This window comes from Streptomyces sp. NPDC093568, assembly GCF_044764945.1.
GTDB lineage: Bacteria > Actinomycetota > Actinomycetes > Streptomycetales > Streptomycetaceae > Streptomyces.
The window spans coordinates 1,298,228-1,320,703 of record NZ_JBIWJD010000001.1; the positions used below are offsets into that span (position 1 = coordinate 1,298,228).

Annotated in this window: 24 protein-coding genes and 1 tRNA gene; 15 read left to right on the forward strand and 10 right to left on the reverse strand. The window is 70.7% G+C overall.

Going from position 1 to position 22,476, the window contains the following annotated elements; all coding sequences use genetic code 11:
* Positions 1–32: 32 nt before the first annotated feature.
* Positions 33–992: a 5-dehydro-2-deoxygluconokinase gene (gene iolC / locus ACIRD7_RS05455; RefSeq protein ID WP_403450029.1), complete on the reverse strand. Its 960-nt coding sequence runs from the start codon at positions 990–992 to the stop codon at positions 33–35.
* Between the two features lie 303 nt (positions 993–1,295).
* Here iolC and ACIRD7_RS05460 point away from each other — a divergent pair, with 303 nt between their 5' ends.
* The 5 genes from ACIRD7_RS05460 to ACIRD7_RS05480 are packed head-to-tail and all read left to right on the forward strand — an operon-like array spanning position 1,296 to position 6,257.
* Positions 1,296–2,312 (forward strand): sugar ABC transporter substrate-binding protein, encoded by a 1,017-nt coding sequence (locus ACIRD7_RS05460; protein WP_403450032.1) that lies wholly within the window; start codon positions 1,296–1,298, stop codon positions 2,310–2,312.
* Positions 2,312–3,391, forward strand: coding sequence for an ABC transporter permease (locus ACIRD7_RS05465; protein WP_403450034.1), 1,080 nt, complete (start codon positions 2,312–2,314; stop codon positions 3,389–3,391). Before ACIRD7_RS05460 ends, ACIRD7_RS05465 begins: the two co-directional genes overlap by 1 nt.
* Positions 3,392–3,396: 5 nt before the next feature.
* The gene (locus ACIRD7_RS05470; RefSeq protein ID WP_403450037.1) at positions 3,397–4,305 is read left to right on the forward strand and encodes an ATP-binding cassette domain-containing protein; all 909 of its coding nucleotides are present in this window, start codon (positions 3,397–3,399) and stop codon (positions 4,303–4,305) included.
* A gap of 1 nt (position 4,306) precedes the next feature.
* Positions 4,307–5,209, forward strand: a complete 903-nt coding sequence (locus ACIRD7_RS05475; RefSeq protein ID WP_403450040.1) for a sugar phosphate isomerase/epimerase family protein — start codon at positions 4,307–4,309, stop codon at positions 5,207–5,209.
* 25 nt (positions 5,210–5,234) lie between these two features.
* Positions 5,235–6,257: a Gfo/Idh/MocA family protein gene (locus ACIRD7_RS05480; RefSeq protein WP_403450043.1), complete on the forward strand. Its 1,023-nt coding sequence runs from the start codon at positions 5,235–5,237 to the stop codon at positions 6,255–6,257.
* Positions 6,258–6,311: 54 nt separating this feature from the next.
* Here ACIRD7_RS05480 and ACIRD7_RS05485 read toward each other — a convergent pair whose 3' ends face one another.
* Genes ACIRD7_RS05485 through ACIRD7_RS05500 form a run of 4 tightly spaced genes read right to left on the reverse strand, consistent with a single transcriptional unit; the run spans position 6,312 to position 10,351 of the window.
* On the reverse strand, positions 6,312–7,334 hold the full coding sequence (locus ACIRD7_RS05485) for a Gfo/Idh/MocA family protein (RefSeq protein WP_403450046.1): 1,023 nt from the start codon (positions 7,332–7,334) through the stop codon (positions 6,312–6,314).
* A complete protein-coding gene (locus tag ACIRD7_RS05490; protein ID WP_403450049.1) occupies positions 7,331–8,335 on the reverse strand; it encodes a Gfo/Idh/MocA family oxidoreductase in 1,005 nt (334 codons plus the stop codon). Before ACIRD7_RS05490 ends, ACIRD7_RS05485 begins: the two co-directional genes overlap by 4 nt.
* Before the next feature lie 46 nt (positions 8,336–8,381).
* Positions 8,382–9,158: an SDR family oxidoreductase gene (locus ACIRD7_RS05495; RefSeq protein WP_403450052.1), complete on the reverse strand. Its 777-nt coding sequence runs from the start codon at positions 9,156–9,158 to the stop codon at positions 8,382–8,384.
* 26 nt (positions 9,159–9,184) lie between these two features.
* Complete coding sequence (locus ACIRD7_RS05500; protein ID WP_403450054.1) at positions 9,185–10,351, reverse strand: phytanoyl-CoA dioxygenase family protein; 1,167 nt, start codon at positions 10,349–10,351, stop codon at positions 9,185–9,187.
* Positions 10,352–10,457: 106 nt separating this feature from the next.
* Between ACIRD7_RS05500 and ACIRD7_RS05505 the strand changes: the two genes are divergently transcribed.
* Together ACIRD7_RS05505 and ACIRD7_RS05510 are read left to right on the forward strand one after the other, a co-directional pair.
* The gene (locus tag ACIRD7_RS05505) at positions 10,458–11,486 is read left to right on the forward strand and encodes a LacI family DNA-binding transcriptional regulator (RefSeq protein WP_403450057.1); all 1,029 of its coding nucleotides are present in this window, start codon (positions 10,458–10,460) and stop codon (positions 11,484–11,486) included.
* A gap of 66 nt (positions 11,487–11,552) precedes the next feature.
* Positions 11,553–12,164 (forward strand): TMEM175 family protein, encoded by a 612-nt coding sequence (locus ACIRD7_RS05510; protein WP_403450060.1) that lies wholly within the window; start codon positions 11,553–11,555, stop codon positions 12,162–12,164.
* A gap of 8 nt (positions 12,165–12,172) precedes the next feature.
* Here the strand turns inward: ACIRD7_RS05510 and ACIRD7_RS05515 are convergent, their stop codons facing one another.
* A complete protein-coding gene (locus tag ACIRD7_RS05515) occupies positions 12,173–13,333 on the reverse strand; it encodes a Gfo/Idh/MocA family protein (protein ID WP_403450063.1) in 1,161 nt (386 codons plus the stop codon).
* Between the two features lie 133 nt (positions 13,334–13,466).
* On the opposite strand from ACIRD7_RS05515, the gene ACIRD7_RS05520 reads away from it, so the two are divergent.
* The gene (locus ACIRD7_RS05520; protein ID WP_403450065.1) at positions 13,467–14,471 is read left to right on the forward strand and encodes a LacI family DNA-binding transcriptional regulator; all 1,005 of its coding nucleotides are present in this window, start codon (positions 13,467–13,469) and stop codon (positions 14,469–14,471) included.
* Here ACIRD7_RS05520 and ACIRD7_RS05525 read toward each other — a convergent pair.
* A complete protein-coding gene (locus ACIRD7_RS05525) occupies positions 14,461–14,805 on the reverse strand; it encodes a cupin domain-containing protein (RefSeq protein WP_403450066.1) in 345 nt (114 codons plus the stop codon). The two genes, ACIRD7_RS05520 and ACIRD7_RS05525, sit on opposite strands and share 11 nt — an antisense overlap.
* A gap of 166 nt (positions 14,806–14,971) precedes the next feature.
* On the opposite strand from ACIRD7_RS05525, the gene ACIRD7_RS05530 reads away from it, so the two are divergent.
* The 5 genes from ACIRD7_RS05530 (at position 14,972) to ACIRD7_RS05550 (ending at position 18,437) form a co-directional block, all read left to right on the forward strand.
* Positions 14,972–15,622: a GntR family transcriptional regulator gene (locus ACIRD7_RS05530; protein WP_403450069.1), complete on the forward strand. Its 651-nt coding sequence runs from the start codon at positions 14,972–14,974 to the stop codon at positions 15,620–15,622.
* Between the two features lie 49 nt (positions 15,623–15,671).
* Positions 15,672–16,421 (forward strand): PIG-L deacetylase family protein, encoded by a 750-nt coding sequence (locus ACIRD7_RS05535; RefSeq protein WP_403450072.1) that lies wholly within the window; start codon positions 15,672–15,674, stop codon positions 16,419–16,421.
* Entirely contained in the window at positions 16,418–17,122 is a 705-nt protein-coding gene (locus ACIRD7_RS05540) for a 4-carboxy-4-hydroxy-2-oxoadipate aldolase/oxaloacetate decarboxylase (RefSeq protein ID WP_403450075.1), read from the forward strand. Before ACIRD7_RS05535 ends, ACIRD7_RS05540 begins: the two co-directional genes overlap by 4 nt.
* A gap of 17 nt (positions 17,123–17,139) precedes the next feature.
* Positions 17,140–17,829 carry a PrpF domain-containing protein gene (locus ACIRD7_RS05545; protein WP_403451683.1) on the forward strand — a complete coding sequence of 230 codons (690 nt, stop codon included), beginning with the start codon at positions 17,140–17,142 and terminating at the stop codon, positions 17,827–17,829.
* 317 nt (positions 17,830–18,146) lie between these two features.
* On the forward strand, positions 18,147–18,437 hold the full coding sequence (locus ACIRD7_RS05550) for a hypothetical protein (protein ID WP_403450077.1): 291 nt from the start codon (positions 18,147–18,149) through the stop codon (positions 18,435–18,437).
* On the opposite strand, the gene ACIRD7_RS05555 is transcribed toward ACIRD7_RS05550, so the two are convergent.
* Positions 18,430–19,371 carry an alpha/beta hydrolase gene (locus ACIRD7_RS05555; protein WP_403450079.1) on the reverse strand — a complete coding sequence of 314 codons (942 nt, stop codon included), beginning with the start codon at positions 19,369–19,371 and terminating at the stop codon, positions 18,430–18,432. The genes ACIRD7_RS05550 and ACIRD7_RS05555 overlap by 8 nt on opposite strands.
* 168 nt (positions 19,372–19,539) lie before the next feature.
* Between ACIRD7_RS05555 and ACIRD7_RS05560 the strand changes: the two genes are divergently transcribed.
* Positions 19,540–19,613: transfer RNA gene (locus tag ACIRD7_RS05560), tRNA-Pro, on the forward strand.
* A gap of 99 nt (positions 19,614–19,712) precedes the next feature.
* Here ACIRD7_RS05560 and ACIRD7_RS05565 read toward each other — a convergent pair.
* A complete protein-coding gene (locus tag ACIRD7_RS05565) occupies positions 19,713–20,948 on the reverse strand; it encodes a PP2C family protein-serine/threonine phosphatase (protein ID WP_403450082.1) in 1,236 nt (411 codons plus the stop codon).
* Between the two features lie 145 nt (positions 20,949–21,093).
* On the opposite strand from ACIRD7_RS05565, the gene ACIRD7_RS05570 reads away from it, so the two are divergent.
* Entirely contained in the window at positions 21,094–21,891 is a 798-nt protein-coding gene (locus tag ACIRD7_RS05570) for a hypothetical protein (protein WP_403450084.1), read from the forward strand.
* Positions 21,892–21,914: 23 nt separating this feature from the next.
* Here the strand turns inward: ACIRD7_RS05570 and ACIRD7_RS05575 are convergent, their stop codons facing one another.
* Positions 21,915–22,394, reverse strand: a complete 480-nt coding sequence (locus ACIRD7_RS05575) for an ATP-binding protein (RefSeq protein WP_403450087.1) — start codon at positions 22,392–22,394, stop codon at positions 21,915–21,917.
* Between the last annotated feature and the right edge of the window lie 82 nt (positions 22,395–22,476).

Below are 22,476 nucleotides of genomic sequence, written 5' to 3' on the forward strand. Positions count from 1 at the left end.
AAGGCTCCGTTCAGGGGTGGCTCGGTCGGCCGTCATGACGCCTGTGCGAGGAGGTCCGCGACCTCGGACTCGGTGGGCATCGCGGAGGAACAGGCGAGGCGGGAGGCGACGAGAGCGCCGGCGGCGTTGGCGTGGCGCATGGTTTCGGCCAGATCCCATCCGGCCAGCAGTCCGTGGACCAGCGAGCCGCCGAAGGCGTCGCCCGCGCCGAGTCCGTTGGCCACCTCGACCGGCACCGGCGGCACCTCGGCCTCGGTGCCGTCGCGGTGCACCGCCAGTACGCCCTTGGGGCCCTGCTTGACGACGGCGAGCTCCACACCGGCCGCCAGCAGCGCCTCGGCGCACGCCCGTGGCTCGCGGACGCCGGTGGCGACCTCGCACTCGTCGAGGTTGCCGACCGCGACCGTGGCGTAGCGCAGCGCCTTGGCGTAGTACGGGCGGGCCTCGTCCGGATCGCGCCAGAACATCGGGCGCCAGTCGAGGTCGAAGACGGTGGTGCCCGCCTTGTCGCGCGCCTCGAGGGCGGCGAGCGTGGCGGAGCGGCTCGGCTCCTCGCTCAGCCCGGTGCCGGTGATCCAGAAGACATGGGCCGAGCGGATCGCGTCGTGATCCAGTTCGTCGGAATGTATCTCCAGGTCAGGCGCCTTAGGCTGCCGGTAGAAGTACAGCGGGAAGTCGTCGGGCGGGAAGATCTCGCAGAACGTCACCGGCGTCGGGTATGCCGCGACCGGCGTGACCCAGCGGTCGTCGACACCGAAGTCCTTGAGGGCCTCGTGCAGGTAGGCGCCGAACGGGTCGTCGCCGGTGCGCGTGATCACCGCGGTGGTGCGGCCGAGCCGGGCGGCGGCCACCGCGACGTTCGCGGCGGAGCCGCCGAGGAACTTGCCGAACGTCTCCACCCGGGTCAAGGGGAGGCCGGACTGCAAGGGATAGAGGTCGACTCCTATTCTTCCCATCGTGATCAAGTCGAAGGACTTGGCTGACTCGGCCATGCGCGACGCTCCTAGAGCTGTACAGGGGTTGCGGGTCCCAAGGGGCCTGCCGCCTCCCAGGTGTAGGACGTGGAGGCCGACGCTGTCAATAGTTTGTACTTACATTCGGACCTGAGTGTGAAATGATGTCTTAACAAAGTATTGACAGCGGGCGCATCTAGGGATTGGATCCCGTCCCAGCGAACCCGACGTGTTCCACGGCACATGACCCGGACTTCTCCCACCGTCCGGGCCCATGGATCCCAGTGATCCCGACCCTTTCCCCCGTCGCACACCCCGTCGCACAGTGAGGTGCAAGGAAAGATGGACCGCTCTTACTCCCGCTCCCGCAGGCTGGCCCCCGTGGTCGCCGTAGCCGCAGCCGCCGCTCTGACGCTCGCGGGCTGCTCCAGCAGCTCCGGCGGCAAGTCGGCCGAGGAGAGCGCGGAGGGCGCCTCCGCGGGCAAGGCCAACACTCCCCGCATGACGGTCGCCCTGGTGACGCACCAGGCGCCCGGCGACACCTTCTGGGACATCGTCCGCAAGGGCGCAGAGGCGGCCGCCGCCAAGGACAACATCAAGCTGATCTACTCCGCCGACCCGAACGCGGGCAACCAGGCCAACCTGGTGCAGAACGCGATCGACCAGAAGGTCGACGGCATCGCGATCACCCTCGCCAAGCCCGACGCCCTCAGGGACGTCGTCAGCAAGGCGAAGACGGCGAACATCCCGGTCGTCGGCCTCAACTCCGGCGTGAGCGACTGGCAGAAGCTCGGCCTGATGGAGTTCTTCGGCCAGGACGAGACGGTGGCCGGCGAGGCGCTCGGCAAGCGCCTGAACGAGGCAGGTGCCAAGAAGGCCGTCTGTGTCATCCAGGAACAGGGCAACATCGGCCTCACCCAGCGCTGTGACGGCGTGAAGAAGACGTTCGAGGGCACGACCGAGACCCTGAACGTCAACGGCACGGACATGCCGTCCGTGAAGTCCACGATCACCGCCAAGCTCAAGCAGGACAGCGACATCGACTACGTCGTCGCCCTCGGCGCCCCGTTCGCGCTGACGGCCGCGCAGTCCGTGGACGAGACGGGCAGCAAGGCGAAGGTCGCGACCTTCGACCTCAACAAGGAACTGACCGGAGCGATCACCAAGGGCGACATCGAGTTCGCCGTCGACCAGCAGCCCTACCTCCAGGGCTACCTGGCGATCGACTCCCTGTGGCTCTACAAGAACAACGGCAACTACATGGGCGGCGGCGAGGCGCCGGTGCTGACCGGACCCGCGTTCGTCGACAAGACGAACGTCGAGACGATCGACAAGTTCGCCGCGAAGGGCACTCGGTGATGAGCATGACCCAACAGGCTGAGCCGGCGGTGTCCACACCGCCGGCCCCCGGCCCGGGCAAGGAATCCGACGGGCGGACCCGGGAGCGGCCACTGGCGCTGCGCCTGCTCGCCCGTCCCGAGGTCGGCGTCTTCCTCGGCGCCGTCGCGGTGCTGGTCTTCTTCCTCATCACGGCTCCGGCCGTGCGTGACGGCAGCTCGATGGCGAACATCCTCTACCAGTCGTCGACCATCGGGATCATGGCGCTCCCGGTCGCGCTGCTGATGATCGGCGGCGAGTTCGACCTGTCCGCCGGTGTCGCCGTGATCACCTCGGCCCTGACCGCGAGCATGGTCAGCTACCAGCTGACGATGAACGTCTGGGTCGGCGTGATCGTCGCCCTGATCGTGTCCCTCGCGGTCGGTCTGTTCAACGGCTGGCTGCTCGTCAAGACCGGACTGCCCAGCTTCCTGGTCACCCTCGGCACGTTCCTGATCCTCCAGGGCGTGAACCTGGCGGTCACCAAGCTGGTCACCGGCAACGTCGCGACCGACGACATCAGCGACATGGACGGCTTCGACCAGGCCAAGGCCGTCTTCGCGTCCTCGTTCGAAGTCGGCGGCGTGAACGTGAAGATCACCGTGGTGTGGTGGCTCGTCTTCGCCGCGCTGGCCACGTGGGTGCTGTTGCGTACCAAGTACGGCAACTGGATCTTCGCGGTCGGCGGCAACCAGGGCAGCGCCCGCGCCGTCGGTGTGCCGGTGACCTTCACGAAGATCTCGCTGTTCATGCTGGTCGGGTTCGGCGCCTGGTTCGTCGGCATGCACCAGCTGTTCTCGTTCAACACCGTGCAGTCGGGCGAGGGCGTGGGCCAGGAGCTCATCTACATCGCCGCGGCCGTCATCGGTGGCTGTCTGCTGACCGGCGGTGCCGGCTCCGCGATCGGCCCGGTCTTCGGCGCCTTCATGTTCGGCATGGTCCAGCAGGGCATCGTCTACGCCGGCTGGAACCCGGACTGGTTCAAGGCCTTCCTCGGCGTGATGCTCCTCGGCGCCGTCCTCATCAATCTGTGGGTCCAGCGCACGGCGACCCGGAGGTGACCCCAATGACCAGCAAAGAAACCGGCACCCACGGTGCCGTCCTCCAGGACGAGGCCCCGGACAAGGACGCCCCGATCGTCGAACTGCGCGGTGCCGGCAAGTCCTACGGCAACATCCGTGCCCTGCACGGCGTCGACCTCAAGGTCTTCCCCAGCCAGGTCACCTGTGTCCTGGGCGACAACGGCGCCGGCAAGTCGACCCTCATCAAGATCATCTCGGGGCTGCACCAGCACACCGAGGGCGAGTTCCTCGTCGACAACGGGCCCGTACGCTTCTCCACCCCCCGCGAGGCGCTGGACAAGGGCATCGCGACGGTCTACCAGGACCTCGCCGTCGTCCCGCTGATGCCGGTGTGGCGGAACTTCTTCCTCGGCTCGGAGATGACGAAGGGCCCCTGGCCCGTACGCCGTCTCGACATCGACCGGATGAAGAAGACCGCCGACGAGGAACTGCGCAACATGGGCATCGTCCTGGACGACCTGGAGCAGCCCATCGGCACCCTCTCCGGCGGCCAGCGCCAGTGCGTGGCGATCGCCCGCGCCGTCTACTTCGGCGCCCGCGTCCTCATCCTGGACGAGCCCACCGCCGCCCTCGGCGTCAAGCAGTCCGGCGTGGTCCTGAAGTACATCGCCGCCGCCCGCGACCGCGGCCTCGGCGTCATCTTCATCACCCACAACCCCCACCACGCCTACATGGTCGGCGACCACTTCAGCGTCCTGCGCCTCGGCACCATGGAACTGAACGCCTCCCGTGACGAGGTGAGCCTCGAAGAGCTCACCAACCACATGGCCGGCGGCACCGAACTCGCCGCCCTCAAGCACGAGTTGTCCCAGGTACGCGGCGTCGACGTCGAGGAACTCCCCGAAGCGGCAGACCTCACCGCACCCGTGGCCTCCTCCGAAGGGAAGTCCTGACATGGCCCCTGCGCTGGACCGCATCCGGGTGGGCTCGGCCCCCGACTCCTGGGGCGTCTGGTTCCCCGACGACCCCGTACAGGTGCCCTGGGAACGCTTCCTCGACGAGGTCTCCGAGGCCGGTTACGACTGGATCGAGCTGGGCCCGTACGGCTACCTGCCGACCGACCCGGCGCGGCTGACCGACGAGATCGGCAAGCGCAACCTCAAGGTCTCGGCCGGCACGATCTTCACCGGACTGCACCGCGGCCCCTCCGTCTGGGAGTCGACCTGGCAGCACGTCAGCGAGGTCGCCGCGCTCACCCAGGCCATGGGAGCCAAGCACCTGGTCGTCATCCCGTCGTTCTGGCGGGACGACAAGACCGCCGAGATCCTGGAGCCGCCGGAGCTCACCGCCGAGCAGTGGGCGCACCTCACCAAGGGCATGGAGCGCCTCGGTCACGAGGTGAGGGAGACCTTCGGTCTCGACATCGTCGTGCACCCGCACGCCGACACCCACATCGACACCGAGGCCCACGTCGAGCGCTTCCTCGACTCGACCGACTCCGACCTGGTCAACCTGTGCCTGGACACCGGGCACTACGCCTACTGCGGCGGCGACAGCGTCAAGCTGATCGAGACCTACGGCGAGCGCATCGGCTATCTGCACCTCAAGCAGGTCGACCCGGAGATCCTCGCGGACGTGGTGAAGAACGAGATCCCGTTCGGGCCCGCCGTCCAGCGCGGCGTGATGTGCGAACCCCCGTCCGGCGTACCGGCGCTGGGGCCGGTCCTGGAGGCCGCGCAGAAGCTGAACGTGGACCTGTTCGCCATCGTCGAGCAGGACATGTACCCCTGCGAGCCGGACAAGCCCCTGCCCATCGCGGTCCGTACCCGCAAGTTCCTTCGGTCCTGCGGCGCCTGACGACCCGAAAGGACGGCCGATCACCATGGCTCAGCGTCCGCACACGCTCGGAGTCGCAGTCATCGGTACCGGAAAGATGGGCGCCGACCATGTGCGGCGCATCCAGGAGGTCACCAGCGGGGCACGGGTGACGACCGTCGTGGACGTCGACGCGGAACGCGCCAAATCGGTCGCGGCCCGTGTCGACGGCTGCACCGCCCACACCGACCCGGCCGCCGCGATGGCGTCGGCCGACGTGGACGCGGTGATCGTCGCCTCGCCGGGCCCCGCCCACGAGGCGGCGCTCCTCGCGGCCTTCGAGCACGACCTGCCGGTCCTGTGCGAGAAACCCCTCACCCCGGACGCGGCCTCCGCGCTGCGGGTCCTCGAGGCGGAGCGGAAGCTCGGCCGGCGCCGGGTCCAGGTGGGCTTCATGCGGCGCTACGACGCCGAGTACATGAAGCTCAAGTCCCTGCTGGAGACAGGCCAGTTGGGCCGTCCGCTGATGCTGCACAACCGGCACCGCAACGTCGCCAGCCCGCCCGGCTGGACGTCCCGGATGCTCATCAACGACTCGGTGACCCACGAGATGGACGTGACCCGCTGGCTGCTCGGCCACGAGATCACGGCCGTCACCGTGCTCACCCCGACCCCGTCAGGGAACGCGCCCGACGGCATCCGCGACCCGCAGTTCGTCGTCTTCGAGACCGACGGCGGCGCGATCGTCGACGTCGAGATCTTCGTCAACTGCGGCTTCGGCTACCAGGTCCAGGCCGAGGTGGTCTGCGAACGCGGCACCGCCCGCGTCGGCGACGGCCACGCCCTGGTCACCAACGCCGCCGGCCGCTGGGGCGGCATCATCGCGCAGGACTACATCGAACGCTTCGCCGACGCCTACGACCGCGAGGTCCAGGCCTGGGTGGACGCCACCCGGCGCGGCGAGGTCACCGGGCCCAGCGCGTGGGACGGCTACGCCGTGGCCGCGGTGTGCGAGGCGGCCGTACGGGCGTTGGAGGAGGGCGGCCGGGTCCCGGTGGACCTGGCCGACCGGCCGGCGCTGTACGCCTGACGACGAACAGGAGGGCCGGGGGAGCTTCCCCCGGCCCTCCTTCGCGTGCCGCCCTCAGCCCGCGAGCGTCGCCCGCGGCCGGGGCGCGAACCCCGCCGCCCGATAGGACGCGTCGATCAGCGACATAGTCGCCAGCGCGTCCTCGGCGTCCAGCGGGAGCGGGGCGCCCCGGCGGATGTGCGCCGCGAGCGCCTCCAGTTGGTACGTGTACGACGAGCGCGTGCCCAGCCGCTCCGTGCGCTCCCCGTCCGGCGTGCGCACCACGACCCGGTCGTCCCGGTGCGGCAGCACGAAGTTCGGCGCCAGCGCCTCGCCCCGCGACCCGAGGATCCGGCAGCTCATCTCCAGCTCGTCGTACGCCATGTGGCAGCGCGCCGACGCGGTCGCGCCGCCCGGGAACTCCAGCTCGGCGTCCAGCCACTCGTCGACGCCGGGGGCGCCCGGGCGCTCCCCGCCGCGTGCCGAGACGAGCCGTGGCGCACCGCCCGCCCAGGGCGCCAGCATGCGCACCGCGTGCAGGCCGTAGCAGCCGAGGTCCATCACGGCGCCGCCCGCGAGCGGCAGCGACCAGCGGGGGTCCGAGGCGCCGGGCGCCGGGATCGCCACCATGGTCTCCACCCGCTGCAGCTCGCCCAGTTCACCGCTTGCCAGGATCTCGTGCAGGCGCCGGGTGACCGGGTGGAAGAGGTAGTGGAAGGCCTCCATGAAGACCGTGCCGGCCTTCGCCGTCGCCTGCACCACCTCGGCCGCCTCCTCGGCGTTGCTCGCCGACGGCTTCTCCGTCAGGACGTGCTTGCCGGCCGCGAGCGCGGCGAGGTTCCACGGCCCGTGCAGACCGTTGGCGAGCGGGTTGTAGACGACCTCGACCTCCGGGTCCGCGAGCAGGTCGGCGTAGGAGTCCACCACCCGCTCCACGTCGTGCTCGTCGGCGAACGCCTCGGCGCGGGCCCGGTCGCGCGCGGCCACCGCCACGAGGCGGTGGCCGGTCGTCCGGGCCGGGCCGACGAGGGAGAGCTCGGTGATGCGTGCCGCGCCCAGTACGCCGATGCGCAGCGGTTCCCGGCCCGAGTCGCTCATCCCTGCCGTACCTCCTCGATCGTCACCGGACGGTGCTCGTGCAGCGACAGCGTGCACGCGTCGGCGATCCAGCCCGCCTCCAGCGCGTCCTCGATCGTGCACGGCGAGGGCCGGGTGCCGGCCACGACCTCGGTGAACGCGGTGAGTTCGGCGCGGTAGGCCTCGGTGAAGCGGTCCATGAAGAAGTCGTGCGGGGTGCCGGCGGGGAAGGTCACGCCGGGCTCGACCGAACGCAGCGGCAGCTTGTCCTCCAGGCCGACCGCGATGGAGTCCTCGAAGCCGTGGATCTCCATGCGGACGTCGTAACCCCGGGCGTTGTGGCGGGAGTTGGAGACCACCGCGATCGTGCCGTCGTCCAGGGTGAGGATCGCGCCCGTGGTGTCGGCGTCGCCCGCCTCCTTGATGAAGTCGGCTCCCTTGTTGCCGCCGACGGCGTACACCTCACGCACCTCGCGGCCGGTCACCCAGCGGATGATGTCGAAGTCGTGCACCGAGCAGTCCCGGAAGATGCCACCGGAGGCGGCGATGTACGCGGCGGGCGGCGGCGCCGGGTCCAGCGTGGTCGAGCGGACCGTGTGCAGCCGGCCGAGCTCGCCGCCGCGCACGGCGGCGCGGGCGTTGACGAAGCCGGTGTCGAAGCGGCGGTTGTAGCCGATCTGGATCGGTACGTCGCTGCCCTGGACGGCCTTGAGGACCTCGACGCCCTCGCTCATCGTCTTCGCGACGGGCTTCTCGCAGAAGACGGGGACGCCCACCTCGACGCCGGCCAGGATCAGCGCGGGGTGGGCGTCGGTCGCGGCGGCGACGACGATGCCGTCCACGCCGGCGGACAGCAGGGCCTGCGGAGAGTCCACGACCTCGGCGCCGAACCGCTCGGCGGCGGCCTTGGCGGCGTCCGCGAACGGGTCGGTGACGACGAGGGAGTCGACCGCGTCGAGTCCGGAGAGGGTCTCGGCGTGGAAGGCGCCGATGCGGCCGAGGCCGAGGATGCCGATACGCATGGGGTTGGTGCTCCTTGAAAGCGGTGGTACGGGGAGGTGGGGAGGGTCAGTCGAGTCCGCCGAGTACGTTCTGGTCCCAGTCGATCACCGACCCGGTGACCACGCCGGACCGGTCCGACAGCAGGAACACCACGAAGTCTGCGATCTCGTCGGGCTGGCCCAGCTTGCCCATCGGGAGCCTCGCGGCGGCCTGCTCCCGCCAGTCGTCCGCGGCGCCGTGGAAGGCCTTCTGCGTCGCGTCCTCGCCCTCGGTCGCCGTCCAGCCGATGTTCAGGCCGTTGATCCGGACCCGGTCCCAGCGGTGGGCGTGCGCGGCGTTGCGGGTCAGCCCGATCAGGCCGGCCTTGGCGGAGACGTACGGCGCGAGGAACGACTGCCCGCCGTGCGCCGAGGACGTGATGATGTTGACGATCGTGCCGGGCGCCTTGCGGGCGACCATGTCCGAGACGGCTGCCTGCATGGCGAAGAACGGGGCCTTGAGGTTGATCGCGATGTGCTGGTCGAACAGCTCGGGCGTGGTGTCCAGCAGCGTGCCCCGGGACGTCAGCCCCGCCGAGTTGACCAGGCAGTCGATACGCCCGTAGGCGTCGACGACCTCGGCGACGGAGGCCTTCGCCCGCTCGGCGTCCGCCAGGTCGGCCTGCACGAACATGGCCTTGCCCCCGTCGGCGGCCAGCTCCGCCACCAGGGCCTCGCCGGGTTCCTGGCGGCGCCCGCTGACGGCCACGACCGCCCCCTCGCGGACGGCCGCCCGCGCGATGGCGGCGCCGACGCCCTGGCTGCCTCCGTTGACGAGGACGACCTTGTCGTCGAGAAGTCCCATGTCGTTGTGGGTCCTTTCGGTTCTGGTCAGCTCTGGCGCCGCTCGGCGCCGGCCCGCAGCTCGTCGCGCAGTGCCCCGGGGGCCCACCTCCCGCGCAGCGCACGCCGCACGACGTCCGCCTGCGAGGGCGGGGCCAGCCCGTCGACCGGGGGATCGCTGTCGAGGTTGGTCGGGAAGGGGTAGCCCTCCGCGCTCGCGGCGATGACGTTCTCCGCCCACGCCTCGTCCACGCCCTCGCCGAGGCGCTTGAGAAGCACGGGGTAGACGGCGTTGGCGACCGCCTCCCGGTCCACCGTCTCCATCGCCCGCCCGAACGCCGAGGACACCTGGAGCAGGTTCGCCATGCGCCGGATGTCCGCCGACCGGTTGGTGCCGGCCGCGTGGAACAGCGCCGGGTTGAAGAACGCCGCGTCGCCCTTGGCCAGGGGGAGCTGGACGTGGTGCGCCTCGAAGTACTCCTGGAACTCGGGCAGCCGCCAGGCGAGGTAGCCGGGCTCGTACGTCTGCGAGTGCGGCAGGTACATCGTCGGCCCGGACTCCACCGGCATGTCGCAGTGCGCGACGGCGCCCTGGAGCGTCAGCACGGGGGAGAGGGCGTGCACATGGGCCGGGTAGGCCGCCGCGACCTCGTTGGAGAGGAAGCCGAGGTGGTAGTCGCGGTGCACGCGCTGCGCCGCGCCGCCCGGGTTGACCACGTTGACCTGCGAGGTCACCTGGTAGCCCGGCCCGAGCCAGGCGGTGGAGACGAGGCCGAGGATGTCGTTGGCGTAGTAGTCGGCGAACGCCTCCGGGTCGTAGAGCGCCGCCTTCTCCAGCGCGTTCCACACCCGGTCGTTGGCGCCCGGCTTGGCGAAGTGGTCCCCGGCGGTCGCGCCCGAGGAACGCTGCTCGGCGATCAGGGCGTCGAACACGGCGCTGAGCCGGTCGACGACTTCGGGATCGGCGAAGGCGCCCTGGAAGACCACGATGCCCGGCCCCTCGGCGAGGGCCCGCACCAGTTCGGCCCGCACCGCACGCAGGTCCTCGGCCTTGCGCAGTCGGTCGCTGTCGTAGACCAGGACGCTGCGCTCCACGGCGGACGCGTACGGGTAGTCCGCGAAGTCGGTGGGCCGCTCGACCAGCTCCCGGAACTCCGCGAGGTCGCAGTCGCGCTCGGACAGCCAGGCCCGGCGGGGTACGGAGGTGAAGGACATCGGTGTCCTCTCGGTGACAGGGGCGACTCGGCGATGCCATTCTTGTCATGACAATCCCCTCGAACAACCAGCAGGCGTCCATCAAAAACCCCTCAGGAGCCGGCGTATGGGCCACCCCTTCCCGATCCGGGAGATCGCACGTCAGGCGGGCCTGAGCGAGGCCACGGTCGACCGGGTCCTGAACGGGCGCGGAGGGGTGCGCGAGAGCACCGCGCGGGAGGTCCAGCAGGCGATAGCCGACCTGGACCGGCAGCGCACCCAGGTCCGGCTGGTGGGCCGTACCTTCATGATCGACATGGTGGTGCAGGCGCCCGAGCGGTTCACCACCGCGGTGCGCGCCGCCCTGGAGGCCGAACTGCCGTCCCTGCACCCGGCCGTCGTGCGCTCGCGGTTCCACTTCCGCGAGACCGGGCCGGCGGCGGAGCTGACGCGGACGCTGGACCGCATCGCCCGGCGCGGCTCGCAGGGCGTCATCCTCAAGGCCCCGGACATCCCCGAGGTCACCGCCGCCGTCGCCCGGCTCGCCGACGCCGGCATCCCGGTGGTGACCCTGGTGACGGACCTGCCCTCCACCGCCCGCCTCGCCTACGTCGGCATCGACAACCGTGCCGCGGGCGCGACCGCCGCCTACCTCATGGGCCAGTGGCTCGGCGACCGCCCCGGCAACGTGCTCACCAGCCTCAGCAGCGGCTTCTTCCGCAACGAGGAGGAGCGCGAGATGGGCTTCCGCAGTGCCATGCGGGCCCTGCATCCCGACCGCACCCTGGTCGAGATCGCCGAGGGGCAGGGCCTGGACGCCACGCAGTACGACCTCGTGCGGGCCGCGCTGGAACGCGACCCGGACATCCGTGCCGTCTACTCGATCGGCGGCGGCAACATCGCCACCCTGCGCGCCTTCGAGGAGCTCGGCCGGGAGTGCGCGGTGTTCGTCGCGCACGACCTCGACCACGACAACACCCGCCTGCTGCGCGAGCGCCGGCTGTCCGTCGTCCTCCACCACGACCTGCGCCAGGACCTGCGCGAGGCCTGCCATGTCGTGATGCGGGCCCACGGGGCGTTGCCGCCGGCGCCGCCGACCGGGCCGTCGGCGATCCAGGTGGTGACGCCGTACAACATGCCCACGCCCATCGGGTGACGACGCGGGGCGTCCGTCTGGCGTGTACACCGGCTCCCCGGGCCCCCAATCCCTACCGTCGTGCGCATGTGGAAATCGAACCCGGACGGCGGGCCCGAGCGATTGGTGGCACTCGCCGACGGAGTGTTCGCGATCGCCATCACGCTGCTGGTCCTGGACTTCTACATCCCACGCGGCCTGGGCTCACAGAAGTACGACGACGCTCTGCAGGAACTGATCCCGAACCTCGGTGCCTACGCGCTCAGCGTGCTGGTGCTCGGTGCCTTCTGGCGTGAACACCGCCGGATCTTCGGCTACGTCCGGCAGGTCGACGGGCAGGTGATCACGCTGTCCATCGTGGGCCTGAGCATCGCGGCCCTGCTGCCCTTCCCCACCAAGCTCCTCTCCGAGTACGGCCGCGAGCCCGAGTCGGTCGCGATCTACGCGGTGGCGGTCGCCGCCCTCGGCGCCGCCGACCTCGCGGTGGTCCTCGTCCTGCTCAGGCGCCCCTGGCTGCGCGGTGCCAGCGAGCCGCCGGAGGGCTTCGGGCTCTTCGTGCTCGACCTCTCGGTGACGGTGGTGGTCTTCCTCGCCAGCGTCCCGCTCGCCCTGAAGTACGGCCAGAGCGCCATGTGGCTCTGGCTGGTCCTGGCCCCGGTCAAGGTGGCCATCGGCCGGCAGGTGCAGCGGGCGCGCTGAGCACGCCCTCACCCCGCCGGGGCCACGTCCACCCACGCGCGGCTCCGCGCCGACCGCGTCATCGCGTCGAGTACGGCGGCACTGTGCACGGCGTCCGCGAGGGTGGCCCCGTGCGGGCTGTTCTCGGCGATCGAGCGCAGCAAGCGGTACGCCTCGACGACCTTCAGATCGTCGTAGCCCATGGCGTTGGCCGCGCCCGGCTGGAAGGCGCCGAACTCGCCGTCGCCCGGGCCGACGTACACCGTGCTGACCGGCTGGTCCTGATAGGCGGTGCCCCGGCTGACGCCGAGCTCGCCCATGCGGCGGAAGTCCCAGAACACCGCGCCCTTGGTGCCGTGCACCTCGAAGCCGTAGTTGTTCTGCTCGCCGACCGAGACCCGGCAGGCCTCCAGCACGCCGCGGGCGCCGGAGGCGAAGCGCAGCAGGCAGTTGACGTAGTCCTCGTTCTCGACCGGGCCGAGTTCGCCGGTGGCGAGGGTGTGCCCGGCGGTGGCGCCGGTGGGGCGGGACCGCTCCGGTACGAAGATCGCGGTGTCGGCGGTCAGCGAGGCGATGTCGCCGAGCAGGAAGCGGGCCAGGTCGGCGCCGTGCGAGGCCAGGTCGCCGAGCACTCCGCTGCCGCCGCGCTGACGCTCGTAACGCCAGGTCAGGGCCCCCTGCGGGTGCGCCGCGTAGTCGCTGAAGAGGCGGATGCGGACGTGGGTGACGGTGCCGAGCTCGCCGGCGGCGATGAGCTCGCGCGCGGCCTCGACGGCGGGCGCGTTGCGGTAGTTGAAGCCGACCGCGCTGCGCACGCCCGCCTCGGCCGCCGCGTCCGCGACCGCGCGGGCGTCCTCGGCGGTCAGGCCCACCGGCTTCTCGATCCAGATGTGCTTGCCGGCCTCGGCCATCGCCACGCCGATCTCGCGGTGCAGGAAGTTCGGGGCGGTGATGCTGACGGCCCGCACCCGTGGGTCGGCGGCCACCTCGCGCCAGTCCCGGGTCGTCGAGTCGAACCCGAACTGCGCGGCGGCCTCCTCGGCCCGCCCGGGCACCTCCTCCGCGACGGTCACGAGCCGCGGACGCAGGGGAAGTCGCGGGTAGTGGTGCGCGACACGGGCGTACGCCTGGGTGTGCACCCGCCCCATCCAGCCGAATCCGACGACGGCGACGCCGAGCGTGTCCACCATTGCAGCCCCTCTTTGGACCGGTCCATTTCCTGTCCAGGTCACCTTGGGTGCCGCCCGTGACCGGTGTCAACCCCCGTCGCACCCCGCCGGCTCCCTTTGACAAGGGGAGGAGCCTGTGGAACGGTCCATCCCCATGAGACCGCCGACGATCCGTGACGTGGCCGACCGGGCCGGCGTCTCCAAGTCGCTGGTCTCGCTCGTGCTGCGCGGCTCGGAACAGGTCCGTCCGGAGAAGCGGGAAGCCGTCCTGCGGGCCGTACGCGAACTCGGCTACCGGCCGAACGCCGCCGCGCGCAGCCTCAGCGAACAGCGCAGCCGCACGGTCGGCGTCCTCCTGAACGACCTGCGCAACCCCTGGTACGTGGACATGCTGGAAGGCCTCAACTCCCTTCTCCACGACAACGGCCTGCACATGCTCCTGGCCGACGCCCGCCTCAACCGCCGCACCGGCCAGGACCCCGCCGGCCCCTTCCTGGACCTGCGGGTCGACGGCCTGGTCGTGGTCGGCACACTGCCCGACCCCGCCGCTCTCGGGGCGGTGGCCGAACGGCTCCCGGTCGTGGTCGCGGGCGCGCGCGAGCCGAGCCTGCCCGGCGTGCAGGTCGTCGCCAACGACGACGAGCGGGGCGCCCGCCTGGTCACCGAGCACCTCATCGGCCTCGGGCACCGGCGCATCGCGCACATCGCGGGGTACGGCGCGGTCGGCGAGCTGCGCCGGCACGGCTTCGAGGCGACGATGCGGGCGCACGGCCTCGCGGACGGGGCGGTCGTCGAGCCGAGCGACATGACCGAGGAGGGCGGCTACCGCACCACCGTCCGGCTGCTGAGCCGCCCGGACCGGCCGACCGCCCTGTTCGCGGTGAACGACATCGCCGCGATCGGGGCGTTGTCGGCGGCGGAGGAGACGGGCCTACGGGTCCCGCGCGACCTCTCCGTCGTCGGCTACGACAACACGAGCATCGCCCGCCTGCGCCATGTGTGGCTCACCACCGTCGACAACGCCAGCCACGAGGTGGGCCGGCGCGCGGCCCGCTGTCTGCTCGACCGGTTCGAGGGCGGCGGGGGAGCGGGCGAGGTCCATCTCGCGGCCCCGGCGCTGGAGATCAGGGGGACGACGGCGCCCCCGCTCACAGATTGATCGCGTAGGCCTTGCGCAGCGTCTCGTGCACCGTCCACGTCGTACGGTCACCCTCGCGCAGCACGGCCATGTCGCCGGGCCCGACCCGCAGCGTCGCCCCGCCCTCGACCTCGATGGTGGCCGACCCGCTGATCACGACGAACAGTTCGTCGGCCTCGGTGTCGGTGACCACGCCGGGCGTGATCTGCCAGATGCCCCGCACCTGACGTCCGTCCTCCGACTCCCACACCACCTTCCCGGTCACCTCCGGCGTCCCGGAGACGATCTGCTCCGGGGCGAGGGGGTCGGGTTCGAGATCGGCGTCGGGGATGTGCAGTACGAAGCTGTGCGTCATGCGGCGACCCTAGCGGCGGTGACCGGCGGAGAACCGTGGACAGGGTGTGCGGTGTCGGCGGGCGCGGGCGGACACTTCGTCGCTGCCGAACAAATCGCGCACAAAATTGTTGACAATTCTGTTTGGCTAGATTTACGTTCGACAGGCACTCACTCAGGGAGGGCGCATGCCGAACGAAGCCCGTCCGAGCACCGGAGAGCAGGCCAAGCAGCATGCGCTCGCGCAGCTGCGGCAGGCGATCCTGCACGGCGAGATGGCACCGGCCCAGCGGCTGGTGGAGAACGAACTCGCCGAGCAGTTCGGTGTGACACGGGCCAGCATCCGCGCGGCACTCATCGATCTGGAGGCTCAGGGACTGGTCGAGCGGATCCGCAACCGCGGCTCGCGGGTGCGGGTGGTGACCGTGGAGGAAGCGGTCGCCATCACCGAATGCCGGATGGCCCTCGAAGGGCTCTGCGCGGCCAAGGCGGCCGTCGCCGCCAGCGACGAGCAGCTGACCGAACTCGCGGACCTGGGCGCGGCGATGACCAAGGCCGTGACCGACGGCGAACCGGTGACGTACTCCGAGCTCAACCAGGAACTGCACGCCAGAATCCAGGAGTTCTCCGGCCAGCGCACGGCCGTGGAACTGCTGGAGCGGCTCAACGCACAACTGGTGCGCCACCGCTTCCAGTTGGCACTCAGGCCCGGTCGTCCGCAGCACTCCCTGAACGAGCACCTGGCCATGATCGAGGCGATCCGGGCCAGGGACCCGCAGGCGGCCGAGTCGGCCGTCCGCGCCCACCTCGCCAGCGTGATCGAGGCGCTGCGCGACTGATCGCGACCGCGCGGGGCGGGCGCTCACCTGTCACCAAGGAGAGCAGAGAATGTCTCAGGCCAACGCGCCCGCCGGCCCACGGTCCACACTCGTCGTCACCGCGCACGCGGGGGACTTCGTCTGGCGGGCGGGCGGCGCCATCGCCCTGGCCGCCTCGCGCGGCGAGCGGGTCACCATCGCCTGTCTGACCTTCGGGGAGCGCGGCGAGTCCGCCAAGGCATGGCGCGAGGGGCGCACGCTGGAGGAGATCAAGGCGATACGCCGGGACGAGGCCGAGCGCGCCGCCGCCACCCTCGGCGCCGAGGTCCGCTTCTTCGACGCCGGCGACTACCCGCTGAACGCCACCCCCGAGCTGACCGACCGGCTCGTCGCCGTGTACCGGGAGACCCAGCCCGACGTCGTGCTCACGCACCCGGCCGAGGACCCGTACAACGGCGACCACCCGGCCGCCCACCGCATGGCCGTCGAGGCCCGGATCCTCGCCCAGGCCATCGGCTACCCCGGCGACGGCGACATCATCGGCGCCCCGCCCGTCTTCTGCTTCGAGCCCCACCAGCCCGAGATGAGCGGCTTCCGGCCCGAGGTCCTCCTGGACATCACCGACGTGTGGGAGACCAAGCGCAAGGCCATGGAGTGCCTCGCCGCCCAGCAGCACCTGTGGGACTACTACACCGACCTCGCCGTCCGCCGCGGAGTCCAGCTCAAGCGCAACGCCGGACCCAACCTGGGACTGGCCCACAAGACCATGGCCGAGGCGTACATGCGCCCCTACCCGCAGATCGCGAAGGAGCTGGCATGAGCGGCGTGATCGTCACCGGCCCGCCGAAGGCGAAGCTGCAGGACGTCGACGCGCTGGCCGGCTTCGGGGTGGCGACGGTGAGCGAGGCGATGGGGCGAACGGGGCTGCTGGGCCCGGAGATTCGCCCCGTCCAGCAGGGCGTACGAGTCGCCGGTACGGCCGTCACCGTGCTGAGCTGGCCCGGCGACAACCTCATGATCCACGCGGCCGTCGAGCAGTGCGGCGAGGGCGACCTCCTGGTCGTCACCACCACCTCGCCCTGTACGGACGGTCTGTTCGGCGAACTGTTCGCGACCGCCCTCCAACAGCGCGGCGCGCGCGGCGTCGTGCTCAACACGGGCATCCGTGACACCCAGGAGCTGCGGGACATGGGCTTCCCCGCCTGGTCCCGGGCGGTGTCCTCACAGGGCACGGTCAAGGCCACCGGCGGTTCGGTCAATGTGCCGATCGCCGTCGACGGCCAGGTGATCCGCCCGGGCGACGTGATCCTCGCCGACGACGACGGCGTCGTGGTCGTACCCCGCGAGCGCGCCCGCGAGACGGTCGAGCGATCCGAGGCCCGCGAGGCCAAGGAGGCCGCCACCCGAGCCGCCTTCCTCGACGGCCAACTCGGCCTGGACCGCTACGGGTTGCGGGAGAAGCTCAGGCGACTCGGCGTCGAGTACCGCACCTACGAGGAGTACGAAGGAGCGCGGCCGTGAGCGAAGGGGTGCCCTGCATGCTCATGCGCGGCGGCACCTCCAAGGGCGCCTACTTCCTGGCGACTGACCTGCCCGACGACCCCGCCGCCCGCGACGACCTGCTGCTGCGGATCATGGGCAGCCCGGACGAGCGCCAGATCGACGGCCTGGGCGGCGCGCACCCGCTCACCAGCAAGGTCGCGGTGATCTCACCCTCCGCCGACCCGGCGGCGGACATCGACTACCTCTTCCTCCAAGTCGCCGTCGGCCGACCGGAGGTGAGCGACCATCAGAACTGCGGGAACATCCTGGCCGGCGTCGGCCCGTTCGCCGTGGAGCGCGCACTCGTGGCCTGGCTGACCTTCACCGACAAGTCGTACGACGTCGTCTACACCTCGGACCGGACCGGCGCCACCGGCCGACTGCACCACATCGCCTTCGCGGCCGACACCCGCGAGGACATCCTGCGCGCCGCCGATCTCGCCATCGACACCGGGGTGTTCATCGAGACGGGCCCGCACAAGCACGCCATCCAGCAGACGTTCTTCCTGTACGTCTACGAGCCCGGCGGCAACCGCGTCGAGTTGTGCAACCCGCTCACGCGCCTCGTGCTGGCCCCGGACTGGCCGCTGATCACCTGGACCGAGGCCGAGCGGGCCAAGGGGCAGGCGTGGGGCCTGCGGACGATCGAGTCCTTCCACACGCACGGGACCCCGCCGGTCGCCTAGCGACTGGGGCTTCACGGCCTTCGCCGTCGCGGGTCTGTCGTCCATGGTCTTCATCGGGATCGCCGCGCTGCGCGGTGCGCGGGGGGCGGGTTCGGGCCGACGGGAAGGAGCTGATCGGCGCGCACTGACCTGCGGGCCCCGAACACCAGGGTAAGGACACGCGTCGTCATATCTAATGGTCCGTCATATGTACTGATGAGCCGAACTGGGATATTCGACGCTCTCGCGTATTGTTGCGTCATATGCCCGCTGTGACGCGTGGCGGCTCTCGGTGCGTCGGGGGCAAGTGAGTTGACTGTTGAAGGGGGACGGGGGACGTGGTGGCGCTTCTCGCGGTGGTGGCGGTCGTCGGATACATGGCCAAGGCGGGCTTGCCGTGGTGGGTGGTCGCGGCCGTGGCGCTGCTGACGGCGGGGTTCGCCGCGGGGGTGTCCGGGGGCCCGGCCCGCGGTACGCGGAGCGCCGCCAGGCCCGGCCCGGCGGACCAGCCGACGATGGGCTTTCCCGAGCAGGGCCCGACTGCCCCGCCCGTCTCGGTGAACACCGGTCCCGACGACTGGGACGCGCCGGCGTCGACCGACCTGACGGACAGCCGCGCCCTCAGGTGAGGCGGTTTTCGGCGGCCTCGCGCAGCCGCCGGGCGACGATCGCGTACACGGCCCGGGCCTTCTCGTCATCGCCGCCGTCGTACCCGTGATCGGCGCCGCGCACGTCATGGTGCTCGACCAGCGCCCCTGCCCCGCGCAGCCGCTCGGCATACCGCTCGCCCTCGGCCCGGAGCAGGTCGTACTCCGCGGTGATCACCAAGGCCGGCGCGATGCCCTTCAGGTCCGCGGTGTCCGAGGGGTGCGCGGGTGACACCAGCGGGTCGCCACGCCGCCGTACGTCGGGGACGTACGACGTGTCGAAGACGTCGGCCATCCAGGGCCGCAGCATCGGCCGGGCGATGGCGGCCCGTTTGTCGCGGGCGCTGGTCACCAGGTCGAGCGGGGGGTAGTGCAGCACCTGGAGCGCGATCGAGGGCCCGCCGCTCTCCAGCGCCTGCCGCGCCACCGCCGCCGCGAGCCCGCCACCGGCACTCTGCCCGCCCACGGTGAGCCGCTCACCGTCCCAGCCCTGCTCGGCACCCTGCTCGGCGACCCACCGGACTACCTCGTACGCCTGCCGGGGCGGCGCCGGAAAGGGGTGCTGCGGCGCGACGGCGTAGTCCACGTTGACGACGACCACGCCGGCCTCGGCGGCGAGGAACCGGCACAGGGGGTCGTCCAGCTCGGTCAGCGTCATGACGTAGCCGCCGCCGTGGAAATTGACGTGCACGGGCGGTGCGGCATCGCCGACGTCGGGGAGGTACACCGTCGCCCGCGCCGGTGCGACGGACGTGGGGATCGTCAACTCCCGCACCTTGCGCGGGTATTCGGGAAACCGGGCGTGCGAGGCGGCGGCGGACCCCCGGCCGCCGGAGCGGCGATCGGCCATGACGGTCGCCCGCTGCATCGCCTTGGCTACGAATGCGGCCACCGCGGGCCGGGCCAGGAGGGACATGCGGCTCCGTTCGGTCGCGGTCCGGTGGACCTGTCCGTCACGCATCTATTGAGTTAGGCAATTATAGGTGTCAACAATTATGGGTCAAGGCTTGGAACCGCTCGGCGCCGGACGCGCATGAGGTAGGGTTGACCCGCATGATCACGCGCTCGGTCGCGTGGCGGGCATCGGGACGTGGCGCAGCTTGGTAGCGCACTTGACTGGGGGTCAAGGGGTCGCAGGTTCAAATCCTGTCGTCCCGACTGGAGTCTTCTCCGTAGTCGCAGATCAGGGCCTTGGGTCACATGATGTGAGCCGGGGCCCTCGATCGTTTCCGGGCTCTCGTCTCGCATTTTTCACGGTCACAGGCGGACGACGACGAGGGCGATGTCGTCCCGGCTGCCGTCGGCGACGCCCAAGTGGGACAGCAGCGTGTCGGCGAGTTCTTGCACCGGCAGGGTGGTGAACCGGGCGAGGGTGTCGGTCAGCCTGGCCAGACCCGCGTCAATGTCTTCGTCACGGCGTTCGATGAGCCCGTCGGTGTAGAGCACCAAGGTGTCCCCGCGGGTGTAGGCCAGTCCGGCCTGAGGGCGGGGGACATGATCGGGTCGAGCGCCCAGCGGCGGATCGGTCGCCTGATCCAACAGCTCGCAGCTGCCGTCCGGATGAAGCAGTACCGGTGGTGGATGGCCGGCGTTGCTGTAGATGATCAGTCGGCTGCGCGGATCGATGAGCACTTTCGCGACAGTGGTGGCCAATGCGCCGTCGACCGCCCGGGCGTACAGGCCCAGTACCTCCAGGGCTTGTGCAGGGCTGGGAATGGCCCGGATGGCGGCGCTCAGAGCGCTGCGCAGCATGCCCATGACGGCGGCGGCCCGCAGACCGTGGCCGACGACGTCCCCGATGGCGATGGAATAGCGGTCGGGCGGCAGATCGACCACGTCGTACCAGTCGCCACACACATTGAGTGATCCGAGTGCGGGCAGGTAGCGCACGGCGATGTCCCGGTGCCTGTCCAGGTCGGGCGAGTGAAGCATGACCTCCTGCAGTGTGAGGACGACTTCGCGTTCGCGGGCGTGCGCCTGCCGCAGCTGTTCGTTGAGCTGCTCAAGATCACGTGACCGGGCATACACCTGGGCCGCGATCCCTGCCGTCCGCGTGCCCGGGAGCTGGGCGAATTCCTCCATGCCCGAGGAACGCATGAACTCGGTGACGTCCTCGGCCCGGGCGATGATCCACTCCACCGACCCGTCCGGACCCAGGACAGGGCTGGACATCCCCGACCACCACCGCTCCTCAAGCTCCCCCGGGCGGCCGGCGACGGGTGTGTCGAATCGCTTCGGAGCCACCGAATCGGGCTCGCGGGAATCCAGCACGCGCTGAAGCGAAGCACCGAAGTCACGCGCCATGTCCGGCGCGCCGGGCGTATCCGGAAAGGCATCCAAGACGTACCGCCCGACCAGCTCCTCGCAGGTCCTGCCGGTGACCTTGAGGTAGGCCCGGTTGGCGTGGCGGATCACCAGGTCGGCGTCCAGCACCAGGTATGGGTTCGGCGCGGCGTCGAACAGCTCCTCGAAATCGATCTTCGCTGTCGTCACGCGCGTGTCCTGCCGATCTTTACGAGCGCGACCGGTTTCATCTCCAACCTACGAGTTGTCCGCGAGGTGCGCCCACCCGACGTTCCCTGGAAGTGATCAACGAGGAGCTCCAGGTCGCAGGGGCCGAACCGTTGAAGGTGATGTGGTGAACCGGTTGACCTCGCTGCCGGCGGTGGTGCTGGTCGTGGGTGGGCTCCTGCTTGCCCTGCTGGGCACGGCCGCGGCGCGGGTCGGCGTCCGGGTGCTCGTACCGGTCGGGGAACAGGACCAGGTGCAGAAGATCGCCACGCCCCTGATGTCGTCACTCGGCGCGGCCTTCGCGATCTTCGCGGCCCTCTCACTGGCCAGCGAGGCCGGCTACCTGCGCGCAGCGGAGGCGTTGGTGAGCGACGAGGCGGCCGCGGCCTCCAGGCTGGCATGGGCGGCGACAAGTCCCCGGGTCCGGTCGGAGCCGATCCACACGGCGCTGCGGGACTACTTGCGGGCCACGCGAGCCAAGGAATGGGAGGGCCCGGCAGCGGCGTTCGGCGACGACCCGGCAACCGCTCGCGCGATCGCCCGGCTGGAGCGGAGTGTGCGCGCCGAGGCGGCCCGGCCCGAGGTGGGCACCCCGACCGGCACTGAGCTGGTGGTTTCCCTGGACGGTGTCACCAGCAGTCGTCGCGCGCGCGTCGCGGCCGCCTCGCGCGAGGTTCCCGTGCTCTATGTCGTCACGCTCGTGGTCAGTGGAGTGGCCCTGATCGTGAACTCCGGCGCGCTGGTGTTCCGCAACAGCCTGCGAACCTCGCTGCTCGTCGCGGGCGTGGCGAGTGTCGTAGGGCTGAGCCTGGCGTTGCTCCTCGCGCTCAGCGCGTCCTGGAGCGGACCGTTCGTCGTCAGTGGGCATCCGCTCGACGCCATCGTCGGGGACCTGGAGTCGGGCTTCTTCGACGGCAGCACGTAGGCGGCGGAGCCAGGGAGTCCGAGTCAGCCGGCCGGCGTCACCGGCTCACGGCGGCGGGCGTCCCCGTCGCAGCCCGCCGTGACCCCCAGCTCCGCCCACCGGCTCGTCCCCCAGGAGTGCACCTGCACCCCGCACCGCGCCGACAGCGTGGTCACGATGTCCAGGCCGCGGCCGTGCTCGTCGGGGTCGACCGGGCAGAGGAAGGGTTGCGTGGGGGTCGCCGGGCCCTTGTCGGTCACTTCGACGCGTACGGCCTCCCGGCTGTCCGCCTGCCTGCGGGACAGCAGCAGCGTCGCGGGGGGCAGTGCGTGGACGATCGCGTTGGTCACGAGTTCCGAGACGACCAGCAGCACGTCGTCGGCCGTGTCCGCAGCCAGGTTCCAGTCGGCGAGGACCGCGCGTATGCGTCGACGTATGCTTGCGACGGCCCCTGGGGCATGCGGGAGGGAAAAGGCGTGTTCGACTTCCCCGTGCGGCGCGGCGTCGAGCTGCGCAGTGATCATGTGTCCTCCTCCTCGGGGAAGCCTCGCCGGCTGTCGACCGGACTTGTGAACGTTAAAGATGGAAATGTTGGCCGTCAACGAA